The 21,638-nt window shown below is 37.8% G+C and carries 17 protein-coding genes; 15 read left to right on the top strand and 2 right to left on the bottom strand.

The window, feature by feature from the left end:
• Positions 1-57 precede the first annotated feature (57 nt).
• Both KO509_RS06830 and KO509_RS06825 read right to left on the bottom strand, forming a co-directional pair.
• Positions 58-948 carry a DNA-binding response regulator gene (locus KO509_RS06830; protein ID WP_215972541.1) on the bottom strand — a complete coding sequence of 297 codons (891 nt, stop codon included), beginning with the start codon at positions 946-948 and terminating at the stop codon, positions 58-60.
• Positions 941-4,309 (bottom strand): ATP-binding protein, encoded by a 3,369-nt coding sequence (locus KO509_RS06825; RefSeq protein ID WP_215972540.1) that lies wholly within the window; start codon positions 4,307-4,309, stop codon positions 941-943. The genes KO509_RS06830 and KO509_RS06825 overlap by 8 nt, the downstream gene beginning before the upstream one ends.
• 340 nt (positions 4,310-4,649) lie before the next feature.
• Here KO509_RS06825 and KO509_RS06820 point away from each other — a divergent pair, with 340 nt between their 5' ends.
• The 15 genes from KO509_RS06820 (at position 4,650) to KO509_RS06750 (ending at position 21,219) form a co-directional block, all read left to right on the top strand.
• Positions 4,650-5,588 (top strand): porin, encoded by a 939-nt coding sequence (locus tag KO509_RS06820; protein ID WP_215972539.1) that lies wholly within the window; start codon positions 4,650-4,652, stop codon positions 5,586-5,588.
• Positions 5,589-5,706: 118 nt separating this feature from the next.
• Entirely contained in the window at positions 5,707-6,990 is a 1,284-nt protein-coding gene (gene urtA / locus KO509_RS06815; protein ID WP_215972538.1) for an urea ABC transporter substrate-binding protein, read from the top strand.
• Between the two features lie 189 nt (positions 6,991-7,179).
• Positions 7,180-8,826 carry an urea ABC transporter permease subunit UrtB gene (urtB, locus tag KO509_RS06810; protein WP_215972537.1) on the top strand — a complete coding sequence of 549 codons (1,647 nt, stop codon included), beginning with the start codon at positions 7,180-7,182 and terminating at the stop codon, positions 8,824-8,826.
• A 62-nt stretch (positions 8,827-8,888) separates the two neighbouring features.
• Positions 8,889-10,061, top strand: a complete 1,173-nt coding sequence (gene urtC, locus KO509_RS06805) for an urea ABC transporter permease subunit UrtC (RefSeq protein WP_215972555.1) — start codon at positions 8,889-8,891, stop codon at positions 10,059-10,061.
• Positions 10,061-10,924 (top strand): urea ABC transporter ATP-binding protein UrtD, encoded by an 864-nt coding sequence (gene urtD / locus KO509_RS06800; RefSeq protein ID WP_215972536.1) that lies wholly within the window; start codon positions 10,061-10,063, stop codon positions 10,922-10,924. Before urtC ends, urtD begins: the two co-directional genes overlap by 1 nt.
• Positions 10,924-11,619 carry an urea ABC transporter ATP-binding subunit UrtE gene (urtE, locus tag KO509_RS06795; RefSeq protein ID WP_159821339.1) on the top strand — a complete coding sequence of 232 codons (696 nt, stop codon included), beginning with the start codon at positions 10,924-10,926 and terminating at the stop codon, positions 11,617-11,619. The genes urtD and urtE overlap by 1 nt, the downstream gene beginning before the upstream one ends.
• Before the next feature lie 116 nt (positions 11,620-11,735).
• Complete coding sequence (locus KO509_RS06790) at positions 11,736-12,692, top strand: urease accessory protein UreD (RefSeq protein WP_215972535.1); 957 nt, start codon at positions 11,736-11,738, stop codon at positions 12,690-12,692.
• A gap of 57 nt (positions 12,693-12,749) precedes the next feature.
• Positions 12,750-13,052: an urease subunit gamma gene (ureA, locus tag KO509_RS06785; RefSeq protein WP_215972534.1), complete on the top strand. Its 303-nt coding sequence runs from the start codon at positions 12,750-12,752 to the stop codon at positions 13,050-13,052.
• 64 nt (positions 13,053-13,116) lie between these two features.
• A complete protein-coding gene (locus KO509_RS06780; protein WP_215972554.1) occupies positions 13,117-13,434 on the top strand; it encodes an urease subunit beta in 318 nt (105 codons plus the stop codon).
• Position 13,435: 1 nt separating this feature from the next.
• Complete coding sequence (ureC, locus tag KO509_RS06775; RefSeq protein ID WP_215972533.1) at positions 13,436-15,139, top strand: urease subunit alpha; 1,704 nt, start codon at positions 13,436-13,438, stop codon at positions 15,137-15,139.
• 73 nt (positions 15,140-15,212) lie between these two features.
• The gene (locus KO509_RS06770; RefSeq protein WP_215972532.1) at positions 15,213-15,671 is read left to right on the top strand and encodes an urease accessory protein UreE; all 459 of its coding nucleotides are present in this window, start codon (positions 15,213-15,215) and stop codon (positions 15,669-15,671) included.
• Positions 15,661-16,398, top strand: coding sequence for an urease accessory UreF family protein (locus tag KO509_RS06765; RefSeq protein ID WP_215972531.1), 738 nt, complete (start codon positions 15,661-15,663; stop codon positions 16,396-16,398). Before KO509_RS06770 ends, KO509_RS06765 begins: the two co-directional genes overlap by 11 nt.
• 116 nt (positions 16,399-16,514) lie before the next feature.
• Positions 16,515-17,126, top strand: coding sequence for an urease accessory protein UreG (gene ureG, locus KO509_RS06760; protein ID WP_215972530.1), 612 nt, complete (start codon positions 16,515-16,517; stop codon positions 17,124-17,126).
• A gap of 114 nt (positions 17,127-17,240) precedes the next feature.
• Entirely contained in the window at positions 17,241-17,429 is a 189-nt protein-coding gene (locus tag KO509_RS06755; RefSeq protein ID WP_215972529.1) for a hypothetical protein, read from the top strand.
• A 667-nt stretch (positions 17,430-18,096) separates the two neighbouring features.
• Entirely contained in the window at positions 18,097-21,219 is a 3,123-nt protein-coding gene (locus KO509_RS06750) for a TonB-dependent receptor (RefSeq protein WP_215972528.1), read from the top strand.
• Positions 21,220-21,638: the final 419 nt, after the last annotated feature.

Genomic DNA, 21,638 nt, shown 5'->3' with positions numbered 1-21,638 from the left:
TCGATTTAACTATCGATTTAGCTATCAATTTAGTGAAGATGTTAGTCGTTGGAGTATTTATTCTGCTTCTAGAATACGAATAGATATTGCTGCTGCAGATGTGCGGTTTTCAACGCCTAATTTCTTATAAATTTGCTCTAGGTGTTTGTTTACTGTCCTAGGGCTCATTGTTAAAATTTGAGATATTTCCCAGCTAGTTTTACCGTAAGAAACCCAATATAAAACTTCAGATTCACGTTTAGTAACAGGGAGCGCTTGTTGTAAATCGACGGGGGACTTATCTTGTTTGGTTTTAACTATACTTAATAAGTGCATATCTTCCTGTTGACGTTCATAAAAAATAGTTACCGCTTCACTAAAGTTTTTAATAACTAAATTTTTCTGATGATCACTAGATAACCATGCTTCAATTATAGGGGCTAATGTTGCCCATGGACTGTTATCAATAGTTGATATTTGGTCAATAAACTCATGAACATAGGGAGTAGCCCAAGATAATCTACCTTGTTTACTCACACAAAAAACATTTTTACCTGCATGATCTAAAGCGTTTTGCGCGCTTAATGCTTGTTTTGCTGTTTGTACATGTGTTTTTATGCGGGCAATTACTTCGTCGGGAGATATCGGCTTAGTCACATAATCAATACCGCCAGCTTCAAACCCTTTAACAACATCTTCAATATCTGTAAGGCCAGTCATAAAAATAATAGGTGTATGAGGCAGTAATTTTTTTAGCCTTTTACAGGTTTCGAAACCATCCATTTCGGGCATTACCGCATCTAATAGAATAACGTCGGGCTCTACTTTATCAATAATAGCTAATGCCTGAACACCGTTTAATGCCACTAACGCGGTATAGCCCTGGGTATTTAAGGCAGCATTTAGCATACCTAAGGATTCAGGTGAATCATCAACTACCAGAACAATATCGCTAATTTTACTACTCATGTTTTAACTCATTTAAATATTGAATAATTGCAGGGAAATTACACAGCTCAATATACTCTTTTAATTGTATGTCGACCACGGCAGGTAAATAATAGTGTTCTTTTAATTCTAACAGTTTTTCTTTAAAGCCTGATAAATATCCAATTTCGGCCATAGCGATTAATGCTTGATACTCTGACTCTTTTGCTAAAGGCTTAGTGCCATATTTAACATTTTCAGTCGATTTATCAGTTGGCTGTATATCTTGGTATTGCCAATTTAACTCTAAAAAGGTACCTATTTTTCCTAATAAAGTATCAAGGTTTACTGGTTTGGCAATGTAATCATTGTGGTAACCTTCAGCCTGTAAATTGAACTCGGCGTCTCTGGCATTAGCTGATACCATAATAATTGGCATTAAATACCTGCTTTCGCGTAACTGTTTTAACATTGCCCAGCCATTCATTACTGGCATTTGCACATCAAGTAAAATTAAATCAATATGATTTTTTTCCAGTATATCAAAACCTTCATTGGCATCTGCAGCACTAAAAAAGGTAAAGCCTAAAGGAGATAGTAAATCGTGCATTAAACGTCGTTGATTTTCATCGTCATCAACTACTAAAATATGTTGTCGGCTGCCATCATAGCCAATAGCCTTGGTTTTAGCATATTCAGGTTCACTTTGTTTTCGACTAATTGATGATAGCATTAAGCGAAATGTGAAGGTTGAGCCTTGACCTAAAGTGCTCGCTAAGGTTATTTCCCCGCCCATTAACTCCGCAAGTGAGCGGGAAATGGTTAAGCCTAATCCTGTACCGCCAACGGCTTGTGAATGAGAATTTCGTACCTGCTCAAACGGCTTGAATATCAACTCTTGGTTCTCTTGAGAGATACCTACGCCGGTGTCAGTGATACTAAAACTGGCTACTTGGCTACGATAACTCACTTCAAATATTATTGAACCTTGGGCGGTATACTTAATGGCATTAGAAATTAAATTAATCAGAATTTGGCGAAAACGTTGTTTATCTGCTGCAACATAATCAGGTACAGACTCTTGGGTAATGTAATGAAATTTGATGCCTTTTTGGTTTGCTTGCATTTGAAACATATCAACTAATTGTTGCAAAATAGCCTTCAAGTTAAATTCATCTCGTTGCAGAGTGACTCGACCCGCTTCAATTTTAGATATCTCTAATAATCCTTCAATTAAATCCGCTAAATGCTCCCCATTACGCTTTACAATCGCTAATGTTTCACGCTGCCTTGCAGGAAGCTCTTGATCTTGACTTAATAATTGTGCATAACCTAATAATACATTTAATGGCGTTCTTAATTCATGGCTTAAGCCAGCAAGATAACGACTTTTAGCATTGTTGGCGGCTTCAGCTATTTCTTTGGCGTCTTGCAGTGCTAATGCTGTTTTTTCATGGGCGTTCGATTCGTCAGCTAATGCTTTGGTTTGCGAGCGTAATTCTCGCATCGCTAAAACATTACTGCTACGGGCTAATATAAATAGCCAACTGACTACGCCGATAATAATAACGAGCACAAAAAATATTTTAATCAGGGTATTGGCAAAAACAGCTCTAATTTCATTATTTTCCATTGGCAGTTGGACATAAATAAGAAAAATAATAGCTGCGCCAATACAACTCAGGGCAATGGTGACGGCAATAAAGTGTACTAATGGAGTCGACAGTTTACTTAATAAGGCATCACTAAAAAAACGCTTAAATAAACGATAAGACTGTTTAGATAATGTTGCTTCTGTGCGGCATTGGTCGCCACAGCGTACATCTAAAGAGCAACATAAAGAACAAATGGCTTTGCCGTAGGCAGGACAAAAGGTCATGTCTTCTTGATCAAAACTATTTTCACAAATATGGCATTGGGTAATACTGGTTATTTCGTCTCTGTTCTCATCAATTAAATAGAACTTACCTTTAGTTAACCAGCCTATCAATGGCACTGTGATAAAGGGTAAGCCACAAGCAATAAACGAAGCGAGTGCTTTTACTGTTTCACCATACCAGCCAAAATGTGCAGTAAAACCAACTACCGACGCTATTAACATTGAACCAACGCCAACAGGATTAATGTCGTATAAATGTGAGCGTTTAAATTCGATATGTTTGGGGCTTATGCCTAAAGGTTTATTAATAACTAAGTCTGCTACCACAGAATTGAGCCAAGCCAAGACTAATACTGAATACACTGACAGCATACTTTCAATGGTTTGGTAAATGCCTAACTCCATCAGTAATAAGGCAATAGCAACATTAAAAACCATCCATACAACACGACCAGGGTGGTTATGTGTAACACGGGAGAAAAAATTAGACCAAGCTAAGGAGCCGGCATAAGCATTAGCGACATTAATTTTTAATTGTGAAATGATGACAAAAGAACAAGAAAACAGAATAACTAAATCTACATTATCAAAAACATAACCAAAGGCTAGTTGATACATGTGAGCAGGGTTACTAGCCACATCAGCGGGAATACCTTGTTGTAAAGCAAGATAAGCCAAAAATGAACCAAGTAATAATTTTAAGGCACCAAATATAATCCAGCCAGGCCCCGCGGCAATAAGTGCGCACCACCAGCGCCAAGCATTCTTTTTAGGTTTTTCAGGCAAAAAACGTAAAAAATCGACTTGTTCACCAATTTGCGCAACTAAGGCAAGTAATACTGCTGAGGCGGCACCAAAAAGTAAAATATCAAAAGATCCGCCTTGCTCTCCCGCTAGCCCGTTAAAGTTAAACCAGCCTTGCAGTTGGCTATCTTCATGGCTGAAGACAAAATACAAAGGCAAGCATTGCAGAACAACCCATAATGGCTGAGTCCATACTTGAAAGCGACTGATATAGGCAATGCCATGTGTGACTAATGGAATGACCACTACTGCACTGATGATATAGCCAATACTGAGGGGAATGCCAAGTGAAATTTTTAGTGCCATTGCCATTACGGCGGCTTCGAGAGCAAAAAATATAAACGTAAAGGACGCATAAATTAAGGAAGCGATGGTTGAACCAATATAACCAAACCCCGCACCTCGACTGAGTAAGTCAATATCGACACCATATTTAGCGGCATAATAGCTGATCGGTAAACCGGTAAAGAAAATAACCAATACGACCGCTAGAATAGCCCATACAGAGTTGGTAAAACCATAGTTCAGTGTGATCGCGCCTCCAATAGCTTCTAAAACCAGAAAAGAAACAATACCAAGTGCGGTGATAGCAATTCTACTGAGTGACCATCGTCTTGCTCGCCTTGCGGTAAAGCGCAAAGCAAAATCTTCCATCATCTCGTTAGCAACAAGCTTATTGTAGATTCTTCGCGTTGGTAATATTTTTTGATTCGACTGCATATAAAAATAACTTACTCATATGGTTGGTTTACATAAAACCGTTTTTATTTTGCTATGCCCAATTAAAGCAGCTCAAGGAAAATAGTGAAAAATAAGCTTTAAGGTTAACAGATCAACGTAAAAAATCGTATCTACAGTTTTACACGCGAGCGCCATCATACATAAATGCACTAAAAAAAATATGCGTAGTTATGCGTAGTCCTTTGCGCGCTTTTGCGAATATTAGTCCTTGACGATAACCGACATACTAAACCCAGTTCAAGATATACATGAGTTGAGAGTTATCAACTAAAAAGATAACCAAAACACGTTTATTCATTTTTTAACATGGAAACTTAGCATGAAATTATTTACTAAATTAACACCCGTAGCTGCGATATTACTACTTTCACTTGGCGCGACATCAGTGCAAGCAGAAGAGAAAAAAGATCCATTAAGCATCAGTGGTTTCATTGATATGTCTTATTACGCTACTGATACAGATGGTGGCGAGTCAACGCATGATGCTGGCCTTGATCAAGTAGAAATTAATGTTGGTTATGATTTTGGCAACAAGTTAACCGCTAATGTTGATATTGAATATCAAAATGCTGATGAAGGTGTCGATCTTGAGCAGGCCTTTATTACGTACGCGTTAACCGATAACTTTAGTGTTAAAGCCGGTCGTTTTTTAAGTTACTCAGGTTGGGAAACAGAAGAGCCTACTGGATTATTTCAATATTCTGGTACTGGCTATGCCAAATACTTTTATGGTTATTATCAACAAGGCGTTTCAGGGCTTTATAGTGGCGATAAATTTGCTGTAGCTGTGTCGGTTGTAAATGATTTGGCTGGTCCACAATCAACAGATTCAGAACATCCAGGTATTGAAACTATGCTGGCGTTAATGCCAACAGATGAAATTACCATTAAAGGTTTTTATTCAAAAGATGGCGATGTTGAATTAATTAACACCTGGGCCAGCTATTCAAAAGACGCATTAACTTTGGCTGTGGAATATAACACTGCTGAAGACAGTGCATTTGAAGGCAGTGACGCAAGTGGTTATTTAGTGATGGCTAACTATGCCATAACTGAGAAAGTTGGCTTAACACTGCGTTACAACGACTGGGAAATTGAAGACGAGAGTGGCGCAATGTTTGAAGACGCAACAGGTATCACTATTTCACCAAGCTACGTAGTAAATGACAACTTATTAATGGTGTTTGAATACCGTATGGATGAAGTGAACGATGTTGATGTGAACTCATTCGCTGTTGAAGCACTGATTACTTTTTAGTAAATGCTTAAGACAAAGAGCGAAGTAATCGCTCTTTAGAAAACTTTCCACGTTAATGCGTACCGATATTTTTAGTACGCCTTATTCGAAATGAAAAACAAAAATAAAGGATAACAAGATGAAATTTAAAAAGCTGATTTTAGCCAGTTCAATTATAGCGAGTAGTTTAGTTGCGCAAGTGACTATGGCTGCAGATACCATCAAAGTGGGTGTATTACATTCACTTTCAGGCACTATGGCTATTTCTGAAACAACATTAAAAGATACCGTTTTAATGATGATTGAAGAGCAAAACAAAGCCGGCGGTTTATTAGGTAAAAAACTAGAAGCTGTTGTGGTTGATCCTGCTTCTAACTGGCCATTGTTTGCGGAGAAATCACGTGAATTATTAGCGAAAGACAAAGTTGATGTTATTTTTGGTTGTTGGACGTCAGTTTCTCGTAAGTCGGCATTACCAGTACTTGAAGAGTTAAACGGTTTGTTATTTTACCCAGTGCAATATGAAGGTGAAGAATCATCTAAAAATGTTTTCTATACCGGTGCTGCGCCGAATCAACAAGCGATTCCTGCAGTTGAGTATTTAATGGATGAAATTGGTGCGACACGTTGGGTGTTAGCAGGTACTGATTATGTTTACCCACGTACAACAAATAAAATTTTAGCAGCATATTTAAAGTCTAAAGGGGTTAAAGACGAAGATATTATGATCAGCTATACACCATTTGGTCATTCTGATTGGCAAGGTATTGTGTCAGATATTAAAAAGTTTGGCTCTGAAGGTAAAAAAACAGCGGTTGTTTCAACGATTAATGGTGATGCAAATATTCCTTTCTATAAAGAGCTAGGTAACCAAGGTATTTCTGCGGAAGATATTCCTGTTGTTGCTTTCTCTGTTGGTGAAGAAGAGCTTTCTGGTTTTGATGCTAAACCACTTGTTGGTCACTTAGCTGCTTGGAATTACTTCCAAAGTGTTGAAACTGATGAAAATGAAGAATTTATTGCTAACTGGAAAAAATATATTGGTGATGACAAACGTGTCACTAATGACCCAATGGAAGCGACTTACATCGGTTTTAAAATGTGGGCAAAAGCAGTAGAAAAAGTTGGTACTACAGATGTTGATGCTGTTGAACAAGGTCTTATTGGTATTGCTGTACCTAATTTAACAGGTGGTATTGCGGTAATGAATGCGAACCATCATTTATCTAAGCCGGTACTTATTGGCGAAATTCAAGAAGATGGTCAGTTTGAAGTGGTTTCAGAAACACCGGGTACTGTTATTGGTGATGCATGGTCAGACTTTTTACCAAGTTCAAAAAACTTGATTTCAGATTGGACAGCGCCAGTAAAATGCGGGAATTTTGATGTAACAACCGCTAAATGTTCAGGACAAAGTTTCTAAGCTCCGTTGAACCTTACTCAGCTACCTCCTCTTTTGGTAGCTGGGTTTTTTTATTCTATTAAGAGCGATAAGCCGCTGGCACATTTTATACTCAAAGCACTTTTAACCTAAACCAAGCGCAGGTTAGTGACAGAATTCTTTGAGTATAAGTATAAATTGTCTGTTTTTAAAATTAAGAAGGAATACGCAATGAAGCGACTATTCTCTGTATTACTTAGTTGTATTATATCTTGGCAAGCACTTGCCAATACACAAGATATGAGTACGGTTGAAAGTACTCATACAGACTCAACGTTGTCACAATTAGTGAATCAATTACCCACAACCAAACTCAACAAAATGTCACCTTTGTTGGAAAAAATAGCAGAAACGCGTAACGATAAAACTCGCGGTGTATTAAAAGCGATGATGGAAGGAGATCTTTATTATCTAAAAACGGATAAAACGGTTGTACTTGCATTAAAAGAAGAGTCTCTTTACAGCATTACGAATATTTTAACAGCAGAAGCGTTAGCGCCCGTTAAAAAGTCTAAACTTAGAAAGGTTAAAACTAACAATAGATTACGTGGTGATATTCGTAGTTTTATTGCTAAAATAGATTTAACAGATCCAAATAAAGCGGTGCGTGAGCAAGCGGTTAAGCAGTTACTTGATAATTCATCAAAATCTGGCCTTGCGGCTATACAATCGTTAATTACGACCGAAACAGATGATGAGGTTCGTGAATTAATGCATGTTACTTTATTGCTGAATCAATTAAAAACAGGTACTCATCACGAGGTCATGGCTGCTATTACTCAGCTTGAAGATACCTTAGAGCCATCAGTAAATAATACTATGGTTAAGATGTTAGCAGCGTTGCCTACTAACAATAAAACCCCAGAGCAAAAAGCGTTAGCTGCAAGTTTAACGAAAGTCATTAGTAGTATTGAAGATAAACGCAGCTTTTTCGGCATTATTGAAAATATTTTCTTTGGTTTAAGTTTAGGCTCTGTTTTATTACTTGCAGCTATTGGTTTAACCATCACCTTTGGGGTTATGGGCGTTATTAATATGGCTCATGGCGAAATGATGATGCTAGGCGCTTATACTACTTATGTTATTCAACTAGCTTTTCCTAACTTAATTGAATATTCGTTATTAATGGCAGTGCCGGCTGCATTTTTAGTGTCAGGTTTTGTCGGTATTATTATCGAACGTGGCGTTATTCGTTATTTGAAAGGGCGTCCACTAGAAACCTTGTTAGCAACCTTTGGTATTTCATTAATTTTACAACAATTAGTTCGAACGATTTTTTCTCCTCTTAACCGCCAAGTACAAGCGCCTGAATGGATGACAGGATCTTGGGTGATCAATCCCGTTTTTTCATTAACGTATAACCGTTTATATATCATTATTTTTTCATTAATGGTGTTTTTTACCTTACTACTTATTTTGAAAAAATCGTCATTAGGTTTACATGTTCGAGCGGTTTCACAAAACCGAGATATGGCCAGAGCATTAAGTATTAAAAGTGATAGGGTTGATGCGATCACCTTTGGTTTAGGCTCAGGTATAGCAGGTGTCGCTGGCGTAGTATTAAGTCAGTTAACCAACGTAGGCCCTAACTTAGGTCAGGCTTATATTATTGACTCATTCTTGGTTGTTGTCTTTGGTGGCGTAGGTAACTTGTGGGGCACTTTAGTTGCAGCGATGTCTTTGGGATCAATTAATAAGTTCTTAGAGCCGGTAGTTGGTTCAGTATTAGCCAATATTATTGTGCTAGTTGGTTTAGTGTTGTTTATACAAAAACGACCTAAAGGATTATTTCCTCAAAAAGGGAGGGCGGCAGACTAATGACTAACTCAACTAACTCAGCGAACGCATTAACTGAAAATTACGCAAAAGAACCATTTTCAATGCAAAAAATATTCAAAACCTTAAGCCATTTACATGTTGTTGTTGGCACTTTATTTATTGCCACACTCTACGTCACAATATGTAATTTATTTTTTGCAGAAGGATCTTTTTTCCATGTCAGTGATTACACCGTCAGCTTATTTGGTAAGTATTTATGCTATGCCTTACTAGCGTTAGCAGTTGACCTTGTTTGGGGATATTGCGGCATATTAAGTTTGGGACATGGTGCATTCTTCACTTTAGGTGGTTATGCCATGGGGATGTACCTTATGCGTCAAATTGGCGACCGAGGTGTCTATGGAAATCCTGATTTACCCGACTTTATGGTATTTTTAAGCTGGACCGAACTTCCTTGGTTTTGGGCTGGCTCTAGCAGTATTGTGTGGATGATCGCCATGGTCTTTATTGGTCCTGGTTTACTCGCTTATATCTTTGGTTCAATGGCATTTCGCTCACGGGTAAGTGGTGTTTACTTATCTATTATGACGCAAGCGATGACTTATGCCTTAATGCTAGCTTTCTTTCGCAATGAAATGGGGTTTGGCGGTAATAATGGCTTAACTGATTTTAAAGAAATAGCGGGTTTCTCCTTACAAGATCCACACACCAAGCTCAGTTTATTTGTGATCACCGCTGTCGCTTTAGGCATTGGTTATTGGATCAGTAATTTTATTGTTAACTCTAAAATGGGCCGTGTGGTTACGGCGACTCGTGATGCTGAAAGTCGCGTTCGTTTTGTTGGCTATAAACCTGAACATTATAAAGTATGGATATTTGTTGTTTCAGCCATGTTGGCGGGTGTCGCTGGCGCCTTATATGTACCACAAGTTGGTATTATTAATCCGGGCGAATTCTCACCGCTTAACTCAATAGAAATGGTTATCTGGGTGGCGATTGGCGGGCGTTGTACTTTATACGGCGCAATTATCGGCGCGATTGTGGTTAGTTATGCAAAAACACGCTTTACGGCGATTATGCCAGAAGCATGGTTATTTGCATTAGGCGGGCTTTTTGTCTTAGTCACGTTATTGTTACCTAAAGGGATTGCCGGTTTACTACCAAACCTTTTTGATAAATTATCTATGTTTAAAAGTGCTGAGTCAGAAACGTTAGCAGTAAAAGAAGTAAATGATCAAAATAAGACAAAAACAACAGAAGTGGAGGCTAAATAATGATTGTTGATAAATCAGGTAGTCCGCTTACCGCAACAGAAAACATTAAGCCAGATACGCGACACGGCGTTATTTTATATGTGGAAGATGTCAGCGTAAGTTTTGAAGGCTTTAAAGCGTTAAATGATTTGAATTTATATATTAACGACGGTGAATTACGCTGTTTAATTGGTGCTAATGGTGCAGGTAAAACAACCTTGATGGATGTTATTACCGGCAAAATTCGCCCTGACAAAGGCAAGGTGAATTTTGGTCAGCAAATTGATTTACTGCAATTAGATGAGTCTGAAATTGCTAGGGCAGGTATTGGACGTAAATTCCAAAAGCCAACGGTGTTTGAAGCGTTAACTGTATTTGAAAATATTGAACTAAGTTTAGCGGGTGATAAAGGTATTTGGACTTCTTTATTTCATAAATTAAGCGGCGAACAAAAAGATAGAATTGGGGAGATTCTACAAACCATTGGTTTAGTTAAAGAGGCTTATTATCCTGCGGGTCGTTTATCACACGGTCAAAAACAATGGTTAGAAATAGGCATGTTGTTGGCAGCTGAGCCACGTGTATTATTGGTGGATGAACCCGTTGCCGGTATGACAGGACAAGAAACTGAACGTACAGCGGAATTATTGACTTCGTTGGCTGGTAAGCATTCAGTTATTGTGGTTGAGCATGATATGGCCTTTGTTCGCTCTATTGCTAAAAAAGTAACGGTTTTACATCAAGGCTCAGTGCTTGCTGAAGGAACAATGTCAGAAGTACAGGCTAATCCAGAAGTTATCAAAGTTTACTTAGGTGAAGATGATGGACAAGATAATACCGCTGCAAATAATGTGGCTGAGCAGGAAGTAGGAGCACAAGCATAATGATTGAGTTAACCTCAGTAGATCAAAAATACGGCGGCACACAAATATTATGGGACTTAAACCTTAACATTAAGAAGGGCTCTCGTACCTGTATTATGGGGCGCAATGGGGTAGGTAAAACGACCTTGTTACAAGTTATTATGGGTATGTTGCCGATTAGTGCAGGTAGCCTTGTTATCAATGACAAAGATATGGCGAAAAGCTCAGTGGAATCGCGTCCAGAAATAGGTGTTGGCTATGTACCACAAGGGCGTCATATTTTTCCGTTGTTAACCGTTGAAGAAAATTTAAAAATAAGCCTTAATTGTAAGCGCCAAAAAAGCAAGATAATCCCTGAGCATATTTATGAGTTGTTTCCGGTATTAAAAGAAATGCTACATCGCCGTGGTGGTGATTTGTCGGGGGGACAGCAGCAGCAACTTGCGATTGCCAGAGCATTAGTTTTAAATCCTGATATTTTAATTCTGGATGAGCCGAATGAAGGTATTCAGCCTAATATAGTGCAATTAATTCGTGATGTGCTATTAAAATTAAATAAAGAGCATGGTATTACCATTGTTTTAGTCGAGCAAAAACTGCCTTTTGCTCGCGCGGTGGGTGAAGAGTTTGTACTAATGGAGAAAGGTCATGTTATTGCAACAGGCCCAATGCCTGAATTAACCGATGAGCTAGTTGGTAAATATTTAGCCGTTTAATTGTAAAGCGTTAATCAAGTCACTGTTTTATCGAGTAATACACTATACTTCTGGGCGTTTTTAGTCATAAAATAGAAAACGCCTATAAAGTACGTTGAAAAGTAGCCACAATAAAAATGACAGAAAACATTGAAGATAAATCTAATACCTTAGCTCCAAGCGCAGAAAAGAATGTCATCAATAATGTAGCGACTATCGCTCATGTCCCTAAAAATGCATGGCTTGCTAATTTATTTCTAGAATTCAGCTTAACAGCTAATGGTAGTCAGCTTACGCGTACTAAGCGACAAGGCCCGTTAACCGTACAAAAAGCGTTTTACCCAGAAGGGCGGGATTGTGCGCATATCTATTTATTGCATCCACCAGCGGGCATTGTGTCTGGGGATGAACTGCGAATTAAGATTCAAGTTAATGAGCAAGCCCATAGTTTAGTGACCACTCCGGGGGCTAATCGTTTTTATCGTGCTCGTGAAGATCTTTCTATTGGCGACTCTAAACAAGTACAGTATTGTGAGCTAAGACTTGCTACTCAGGCTAAATGTGAAAACTTTCCATTAGAAACTATTGTTTATGAAGGTGCCGATGGCTTTAATACCGTTGATGTACATTTAGCAAAAGATAGCGCTTATTTAGGTTGGGATATTACTTGTTTAGGTTTGCCTAGTGCTGGTCACTTATTTAAACAAGGTAGTTACACACAATTAAATCGTGTGTATTGTGAAGGTACATTAATGTATCACGATAGAATAGCGATTAAGCCTGACAATGATATACATCAGCATGTGGCAGGTTTAAATAACCACAGTGTCTTTGCGACCTTTATGGCTTACGCGCCTGATGAGCTGCTCAGTGTTGCTGATAATAAAATTCTTGTAGAACAATTACGTGAATGTATGCTTGAAGCGGGCGCAGAGCACAAAATTAGTATTAGCCAAATACGAAAATTATTAGTGATACGTTATTTGGGGCAGCATGCGGAAGAGTGCAAGGCACTTTTTATTCAGTTATGGCAAAAGATAAGACCGCTATACCTTAGTAAAGAGGCTAATATCCCACGTGTTTGGCATACTTAATTTATAATATTATCGCTAAATAAATAGTTATCAATTTAACATAAAGCAGAGAAACGTATGGATTTATTACCAAGAGAAAAAGACAAGTTATTGCTCTTCACTGCGGCACTATTAGCTGAGCGACGTTTAAAGCGTGGCGTAAAATTAAATTACCCTGAGGCGATGGCTTATATTTCCATGGAAATTGTTGAAGGTGCCCGTGATGGTAAAACCGTTGCTGAAATGATGGATTATGGTCGTACATTATTAACGCGTGACCAAGTGATGGAAGGTGTTGCCGAGTTAATTACCGATGTACAAGTTGAAGCAACATTCCCTGATGGAACTAAGCTTGTTACCGTTCACAACCCAATTATTTAATCGATTGATAAAATTGATTTATTTAGTTGATTTTAGTTAAACGTTAATCATGAGAGAAGCCATTATGATCCCTGGTGAAATAAAAACTGACAGTGGTAACCGCGAGCTCAATGTCGGCCGTGAACAATTAAAAATAACCGTTGCCAATTCGGGTGATCGCCCGATTCAAGTTGGCTCACATTATCATTTTTATGAAGTGAACAGTGCACTTAAATTCGACCGAGAATTAACGCGAGGTTATCGTTTAGATATTACCTCAAGTACGGCTGTTCGCTTTGAACCCGGTCAAGAACGTGAAGTGACTTTAATCGCTTATCGTGGCAAACGCCGCGTATTCGGCTTTCGTGGTGACATTCAAGGCAGCTTAGAGGGAGAAGTATAATATGGCGACTATTGATAAACATTCCTATGCACATATGTTCGGACCGACCACTGGTGATCGAGTTCGTTTGGCAGATACCGACTTATGGATAGAAGTAGAAAAAGATTTTACGGAATACGGCGAAGAAATCACCTTTGGAGGTGGTAAAGTTATTCGTGATGGAATGGGACAAAGCCAAGCATCCTGTGCTGACACGGTAGATTTGGTTATTACCAATGCCCTGATTCTTGATCATTGGGGCATCGTTAAGGCCGATGTTGGTATTAAAGATGGCCGTGTTGCTATTATCGGTAAAGCGGGTAACCCTGATATTCAAGACAATATTGATATTGAAGTAGGCCCAGGCACCGAAGTTATTGCCGGTGAAGGACAAATACTTACTGCGGGTGGAATTGATGCACATATTCACTTTATTTGCCCGCAGCAAGTCGATGAAGCCTTAATGTCTGGCGTTACTACCATGATTGGTGGCGGAACAGGCCCTGCAACAGGTACTAAAGCGACTACTTGTACGCCAGGCCCTTGGTATATTCATAAAATGCTACAAGCCACTAATGATCTCCCGATGAACTTTGGTTTTCTCGGTAAAGGTAATGCGAGTTTACCTATTGCCCTTGAAGAGCAAATTGAGGCGGGCGTTTGTGGTTTAAAACTTCATGAAGATTGGGGTACAACACCTGCAGCAATTGATAACTGTTTATCGGTAGCTGAACGTTATGATGTGCAAATTGCTATCCATACCGATACTTTAAATGAGTCGGGTTTTGTTGAAGATACTTTGGCAGCATTTAAAGGTCGTACTATTCATACTTATCATACGGAAGGCGCTGGTGGTGGACATTCACCTGATATTATCCGTGCATGTGGTGAATCGAATGTATTACCTTCGTCAACTAACCCAACAAGACCTTATACGGTTAATACTATTGATGAGCATTTGGATATGTTAATGGTTTGTCACCATTTAAATCCATCAATTCCAGAAGATATTGCCTTTGCAGATTCACGTATCCGTAAAGAAAGTATTGCCGCTGAAGATATTATGCATGATTTAGGTGCTATCAGTATGATTTCGTCTGATTCTCAAGCAATGGGCCGTGTTGGTGAAATGATCACGCGTACTTGGCAAACTGCCCATAAAATGAAGCAGCAGCGTGGACCTTTAGCGCCTGATACTGAACGCAATGATAATTTTCGTGCCAAGCGTTATATTTCAAAATATACCATCAATCCAGCGATTAGCCACGGTATCAGCCATGAAGTTGGCTCAATTGAAGTAGGTAAATTAGCTGATTTGGTATTATGGAAGCCGGCATTTTTTGGGATTAAACCGGCGACTATTTTAAAGTCTGGCATGATTGCGGCAGCGCCGATGGGGGATGCCAATGCATCGATTCCTACGCCACAACCGGTTTATTATCGTCCTATGTTTGGCGCGCACGGGAGTGCGGCAGCGCAAACATCAATGACTTTTATGTCTAAAGCTTCAATTGATGCTGGTGTACCTGAAAAAATAGGTATGACACGCTTAGTTGGTGTTTGTAAAAACACAAGAAATATTGGTAAAGACGATATGATTCATAATGATTGGCAACCAAAAATTGAAGTAGATGCACAGACTTATGAAGTGCGCGCTAATGGTGAGCTATTGACCTGTGAGCCAGCAACTTCATTGCCTCTCGCACAATTATACTGCTTGTTTTAATTGTTCTTCATTGAACAAAGCATTAGCATTAATCGTTAGTTATTAAAGAATATTAGCAAGGTTAGGAAAATACATGTTACAAGCATATGAACGTTTAGATCATACTCATAGTGAAATAGCCGATTCAATTACATTAGATCAAGACACGCGAAAAAAAGCCCGTATTAAAGGCAAAACGGATAATGGTTTAGATATTGGTATTTTTATGGAACGTGGTCACCCCTTGTTAGTGGGTGAAGTATTAAAAACTGAATGTGGTTTATTTATAGAAGTTAAAGGCGCGAATGAACCTGTAGCAACCGCAACAGCAACCGATTGGTTAACATTTTGTAAAGTGTGCTATCACTTAGGTAATCGTCATACGTCATTGCAAATTGGTGAATTATGGGTGCGCTTTAAACCTGATTATGTATTAGAAGAGCTTGCGGAAAAGTACGGTTTAACCATTGATCATACGCCAACTATTTTTGAACCTGAAAATGGTGCTTATAGCAAAGGCAGTCATGGGCACTCACATTCTCATGCACACTAGTACGTACACTAAAGCTTTAGACGCTGAGTTATTTGGCAAGCCACAAGCTGACCCAATTCAACTGAATAGGCTTTTACAGCTATGCAGTGCTAATCTGCCAGTGGGAGGTTTTTCGTTTTCTCAAGGGCTAGAGTATGCAGTGGAAATGGGCTGGTTAGTGTCACCTGAAACAACCGCTAGTTGGATAAACATCAATTTAGCAGAGTCTATTGCACAAACTGATTTAGCCGTTTTAAAACGATTATTTATCACCTTAAGCAATGACGATTTAGTTGGTTTTAGTACTTGGAACACACAGTTAATTGCATGTCGAGAAAGTCATGAGTTGTTATTGGCTGATTTAGCGATGGGTAAAGCGTTAATTCGACTAATTAAGCAACTTGATAGTATTGATACAACGCCTTACCAAGTAATAATGGATATACAAGAAATTAGCTTTGTTAGCGCTTTTGCACTTTGTGCGTATGTTTTTAAGCTGGATTTAATTTCAGCACAAAGTGGTTACTGTTGGACATACATTGATAACCAAGTTGCGGCTGCTACCAAGTTAGTGCCACTTGGCCAAACCCAAGCTCAAAATTTACTCTTTGAGTTAACTGAAAATACACAGACCATTATTGAAAAGTCGAACAAGGTAACCGATGAAGATATAGGTACTAGTTTACCGCACTTAGCGATGGCAAGTGCTTGGCATGAAACGCAATATTCACGACTGTTTCGCTCGTAGTAATTGTTTGTAATTAACACTTATTATTTGAACACATTGTTTAAAGTTTACGATGTTGGAAGTGCAATCATGGTTAACAATACAATTTATTTAAAAAGACATTAAGAGAATATAGAATGAAAAAACAAGTTTTACGTATTGGTGTTGGTGGTCCTGTTGGCTCAGGAAAAACCGCTTTATTACGCGAGTTATGTTTAGCCTTACGTGACAAATATAATATGGCGGTTGTAACTAACGATATTTATACCCGTGAAGATGCTGAGTTTTTAACTAAAAATGATGCGCTAGCAGCAGATAGAATAATGGGGGTAGAAACCGGTGGTTGTCCTCATACTGCTATTCGTGAAGATGCATCAATGAACTTAGCCGCTATTGATGAGCTACAAGCATTACATTCAAATTTAGACTTTGTGTTAATTGAAAGTGGTGGTGACAACTTAAGTGCTACTTTTAGTCCTGAGTTATCTGACTTAACTATTTATGTTATTGATGTCTCTGCAGGCGATAAAATACCTCGTAAAGGTGGTCCTGGTATTACTAAATCGGACTTATTGATTATTAATAAAATCGATGTTGCTGAGTTAGTTGGTGCTTCACTTGAAGTGATGGACCGAGATACTAAGAAAATGCGCGGCGATAAGAAGTTTATTTTTTCTAATATGAAAACCAAGCAAGGTTTAACCGAGATAATCGAATTTATTGAAAAAGAAGGTATGTTGAAAATTTAATTTTTGATGATCTGATTTTTACACAGTTAGTTTTTTGATAACCCTAACTGATAGCTTAAAGTTAAGCTATCAGTTATTTATTTTTACTTATTCTCATTACTTTAAGGATTTATTATGAACGTTTTAACAGTATTTATTAGTTTTTTAAGCTTATTTACCGCACAAGCATTTGCACATACAGACCACGCATTAGGTGATGGTTCACTGCACACTTTTTATCATATTACTTTTTGGGTTGTTTTTGCGCTAGTGGTATACAAAGGGTATACGTGGTTTAAAAAGAAAAACGCTCAAAAAAATTAATTTATATAAGGTTGTTGAATAAATAGAGGATAAATTAATCATCTACTATCTATCAGCAACCTTTATTTTCTCTATTAGGTCTATTTTACTACACTTATCTGTGCCTTATTTTCTTCTTTTATTATAACTTGTACTCTCATCTAGCAAGCCCAATAAATAATCTTATACTTACCATTAATATGAGTATATTCCCTCTTTAAGTGTTCATACCAATTGGTATAACCACCTTGTAATTTACAATACTATTGTTACTATTTTCTATTTGTTTTTTAAGTTATTGATTGTCTTATAAAAACAAGGTTAAAACCATGTTTTTTAATTTATATTACTGATTACAAAGGGAAATTTTTATTTTTATTACAAAGGTAATAGCTTCACTCTACACTATTAAATTCTTCGTATATAAGTGCAATTACTCTAATAAATAAATTGATGAATAAAAATTAATTTTTTTTATTTGTTTTATTTCAATTGGTTATGATTGCTGCATTACCAATAAGCAGTGTTTATATTGAATATACAGAATATTGGTAATAATAGATTGTTGACAATATTTTGGTTATTGGTTAGTTTAAGTTGTTGTCTAATTAAAATTATAAAAGTTCAATAAATAAAAGCCCAATAAAATTTGAACAATTATTAAACCAATAATATGAAGGCGGGGAATATGAAAAACATAATAACTACTAGAAAAACAAAGTTAGCTGCTACAGTTCAACAATTGTTTACCGGTAAAAGCATTCGCAATAACTTATCTGTTGCTTGTTTAGGCTTGGCATTACCATTTGCTGCAGTTGCAGCTGATGAGCCAGCTAATGGCGTACAAAAAGAAGCAGAAATTGAAGTTATCTCTGTTACGGGGATGCGTGGTTCACTTACTAGTGCGCTTGCGCAAAAACGTGATACAGATAACTTAACTGAAGTTATTATGGCAACAGATATTGGTAAGTTGCCAGATCAAAACTTAGCTGAGGTACTTGAAAATGTTACCGGGATTCAAATCACCAGAACAGCCGGTATTGGTACTGGTGTGCAAATTCGTGGTAGCAACGCTAACCGAGTTGAAATAAACGGAGCTTCTACTGTAGGTTCAGGTGCTGGACGTAACGGCATGAACTTTGAAGATCTTTCTGCAGCTATTATCGCTGGGGTTGAAATCACTAAAGCACCAGAAGCTAAAACTACTGAAGGCTCTATTGGTGGTACAATTAACTTACGTACTATTCGTCCGCTTGAATTAACCGAAACGTTAGGCTCACTTCGTGTACAAGGTGAAGATAGTAGTCTTACTACCGATGGTGTTCAACCAAGAATATCGGGCGCTTATGGTGATAATTGGCAGCTTGACTCTGGTGGTAAAGTTGGTTTTGTTGTCAGTGGTAGTTTTACAAAACAAGAAGCAACTTCATTTCGTCCTCGTGTTGATCGCGATGGTGGTCTTGTAGAAAATGCTAGTGCTGATGTTTATAGAGGCTTTGGCGATGATCGTCAACTAGAAAATGTAGCGACCGATAGACCTGTAGCGCAAAACTTTGATTTTCTTGGTATTCAATTTTTGAACCAAGAATTAGAAAATTTTGAATATGAAACAACAAATTTAGCAACGACATTTGAATATGCACCAAATGATAATATGAAGTTTTTTGTTGATGCCATTATTACGAGTCAAGAGCGTCGTCAAGAAAGTACGCGTGTTCAAGCTTCAGGTGTAGGTAGTGTACTTAACTATAACTTACCTGATACCTTTGAAACAGTAAACTTTGGCTCACTTGATGGTGTTAATTTAGGCAGCATTCAAGCAGCGACTACAGGTACAATTCAGCCATTTTTAAATGTACATGATTCTGATCCAAACCTGCGTTTTAACAGCGATACTGGTGCGCGTGTAACAGATACTGAAGTATTTAGAATTGGTGGTGAATGGCAAGATGATAATTTATTTATCAGTGCAGAGGTTTCATATGCCAGTTCAGAAACATCGACACCATCATTAAATTCGCAATTAAACTTTATTAACCCTAATACTCCGCTTTCTGATTTAGACGCTGATGGTAATATTACCAGTGATACTGATAATGATAATGCTGTACCGTTTGCTTATGACCTTACCGGTAATTCTTTAGCCTTTGGTATTGATTTCGACTCGCCATTCGCGCCAAGTGTTGATGACTTGCTTGATTACAACAATGTTGTTTTGGATCAGGTTGATATCTCGCAAAATACTAACGAAAACTCTGATACAGCATTTCGTGTAGATTCAACTTATTACATTGATGATAACATCGTCACTTCTGTTGATTTTGGTTATCGTTATAACAAAACTAAACACAGTGCAGTGACCATTTCAGATCGAATTGGTGGCTTTAGCAAAATGATTGATAGCCCAAATGGTGCATTATTCCAAGAGCTACTTGTTCCGGGGCCAAGTCACTTTGGTGATGCTGATGGTCGTGAGTTAGCACTGCGTAATTTCTTAATTATCGATCCAGATCGTGCATTTAATGATCCAGATGGTGTTATTGAAATATTAGAGCAGGCGATGCTAGAAAATGCTGCGGTAACTGGTGGTTCACCGAGCTTACCTGATTTAACACCTAGTGATACTGCTGCTTTTGATATTGAAGAAGAGTCTCATGCATTATATGCACAAGCAAACTTTGAATATGAAATGATTCGCGGTAATTTTGGTGTACGTCATGTATCAACCGATATTGCTTCAACAGGTAACACGGTAAGTAATAATGTTGTAACACCAGTAACAACAACGGCTGATTACAGCTATACTCTGCCTCGTTTAAATTTAGTTGCAGACGTAACTGACGATGTTGTTGTGCGTTTAGGTTGGGGTAAAGATATTTTACGTCCTAACTTTGGTGACTTAAATACGTCCGTTTCATTTGGTACTAATGAAAACCAAGCATTAGAATTAGGTAATGCGGGCTTAGAGCCAGAGGAAGTGACTTCATTTGATATTTCAGCAGAATGGTATTTTGCTGAAGCGGCTGTAGTAAGTATCGGTTACTTTAAGAAAGATCGTACTAACTTATTTGTTACCGCTTTGGATAGTGCAGCACTTGATGGTAATGGTTTACGCGATACAAACCCTGCATGTTCAGGTGGTGGTATCTGGAATCCGTCAGTTCAACCTAATGTTTTAGGTGACCCAGATACTGAAGGTTTATGTGTGGATCGCCAATCTAAATTTAATGATTCAGCGACTGTTACACAATCAGGCATTGAATTGGCCTTCCAATATGATCTATCAAGTTTTGAAGATGATTTAGGTTGGGCTTCAGGGTTTGGTGTTGTAGCTAACTATACAATCCAAGATTATAGCGGTGGCTCTGCAAAATTTACTTCAGCAACCCGTGGTACAGATATCTTTAATGCAATCAATGGTATTTATGATGATCAAGAATTTGTAACCTATTCGTCTGCTCAGGGACTGCCTGATTTCTCTGAAAATGCTTATAACTTTACGGTTTATTATGAAAAATATGGTCTTTCAGCAAGACTACGTTACACATGGCGTGAAGCGTATAGAACTGAAGATACAGCAGCTGGTGCAAGCTTAAACTCGACACTAGGTTTCCCTGTTGTTACACATGACAGAGGACAACTTAATGCGAGCATAAGCTATGACGTAAATGACCAATTGAACCTAGGTGTTGAAGCCGTTAATTTAACTGAATCTGATATTACTCAATCTTGTGTTAATGAAGGTGCTTTATTATGTGCTCAAGGTATCACTGACCGTCGTATTACTTTTGGTGCTAGCTACCGTTTCTAATTTATTTTAGACCTAAATTAGCTTTTACAAACTAGTTTAGGTTTTATTAAAGTATGTTAGTTTTGGTTATATATAACATGTAAATTATATTTACAATATAACCATTTTTGGTAAGTTTTAATGAAAGCGTAATAATGAAGAAGTAGATTATTAATCATTAAATATTAACAATAACGCAGTATTTGATTTAGGTTAGATACTGCGTTTTTTATTGAGAAAATGACTATATATTTCATCCGAACCTCATTAAATAAACCTTCTTGTGTTATTACCAATTATTGTAAATTGGTTGACATGCTGAATGCCATTGGTTAGTATTAAATTGTTCCTGATTGTTAGGCATATTAACTAACCAGTTAGTTGGTATTAAATAGTCACAGTATTAATCTTTTCAGTGACTCAAAGTTATGCAGATATAC

It is taken from the genome of Colwellia sp. C2M11 (genome assembly GCF_018860915.1).
GTDB lineage: Bacteria > Pseudomonadota > Gammaproteobacteria > Enterobacterales > Alteromonadaceae > Colwellia.
The sequence above is the reverse complement of the archived record's forward strand: the minus strand, read 5'-3'. Positions and strand labels throughout refer to the sequence as shown.

What these genes read in the sequence shown, in the direction of transcription:
- ureC (WP_215972533.1), top strand. Translation starts at nt 13,436, where the DNA reads ATGGCGACTATTGATAAACATTCCTATGCACATATGTTCGGACCGACC.
- KO509_RS06830 (WP_215972541.1), bottom strand. Translation starts at nt 948, where the DNA reads ATGAGTAGTAAAATTAGCGATATTGTTCTGGTAGTTGATGATTCACCT.
- KO509_RS06770 (WP_215972532.1), top strand. Translation starts at nt 15,213, where the DNA reads ATGTTACAAGCATATGAACGTTTAGATCATACTCATAGTGAAATAGCC.
- urtD (WP_215972536.1), top strand. Translation starts at nt 10,061, where the DNA reads ATGATTGTTGATAAATCAGGTAGTCCGCTTACCGCAACAGAAAACATT.
- urtE (WP_159821339.1), top strand. Translation starts at nt 10,924, where the DNA reads ATGATTGAGTTAACCTCAGTAGATCAAAAATACGGCGGCACACAAATA.
- KO509_RS06750 (WP_215972528.1), top strand. Translation starts at nt 18,097, where the DNA reads ATGAAAAACATAATAACTACTAGAAAAACAAAGTTAGCTGCTACAGTT.
- KO509_RS06780 (WP_215972554.1), top strand. Translation starts at nt 13,117, where the DNA reads ATGATCCCTGGTGAAATAAAAACTGACAGTGGTAACCGCGAGCTCAAT.
- KO509_RS06790 (WP_215972535.1), top strand. Translation starts at nt 11,736, where the DNA reads ATGACAGAAAACATTGAAGATAAATCTAATACCTTAGCTCCAAGCGCA.
- KO509_RS06765 (WP_215972531.1), top strand. Translation starts at nt 15,661, where the DNA reads ATGCACACTAGTACGTACACTAAAGCTTTAGACGCTGAGTTATTTGGC.
- urtA (WP_215972538.1), top strand. Translation starts at nt 5,707, where the DNA reads ATGAAATTTAAAAAGCTGATTTTAGCCAGTTCAATTATAGCGAGTAGT.
- ureA (WP_215972534.1), top strand. Translation starts at nt 12,750, where the DNA reads ATGGATTTATTACCAAGAGAAAAAGACAAGTTATTGCTCTTCACTGCG.
- KO509_RS06825 (WP_215972540.1), bottom strand. Translation starts at nt 4,309, where the DNA reads ATGCAGTCGAATCAAAAAATATTACCAACGCGAAGAATCTACAATAAG.
- ureG (WP_215972530.1), top strand. Translation starts at nt 16,515, where the DNA reads ATGAAAAAACAAGTTTTACGTATTGGTGTTGGTGGTCCTGTTGGCTCA.
- urtC (WP_215972555.1), top strand. Translation starts at nt 8,889, where the DNA reads ATGCAAAAAATATTCAAAACCTTAAGCCATTTACATGTTGTTGTTGGC.
- KO509_RS06755 (WP_215972529.1), top strand. Translation starts at nt 17,241, where the DNA reads ATGAACGTTTTAACAGTATTTATTAGTTTTTTAAGCTTATTTACCGCA.
- KO509_RS06820 (WP_215972539.1), top strand. Translation starts at nt 4,650, where the DNA reads ATGAAATTATTTACTAAATTAACACCCGTAGCTGCGATATTACTACTT.
- urtB (WP_215972537.1), top strand. Translation starts at nt 7,180, where the DNA reads ATGAAGCGACTATTCTCTGTATTACTTAGTTGTATTATATCTTGGCAA.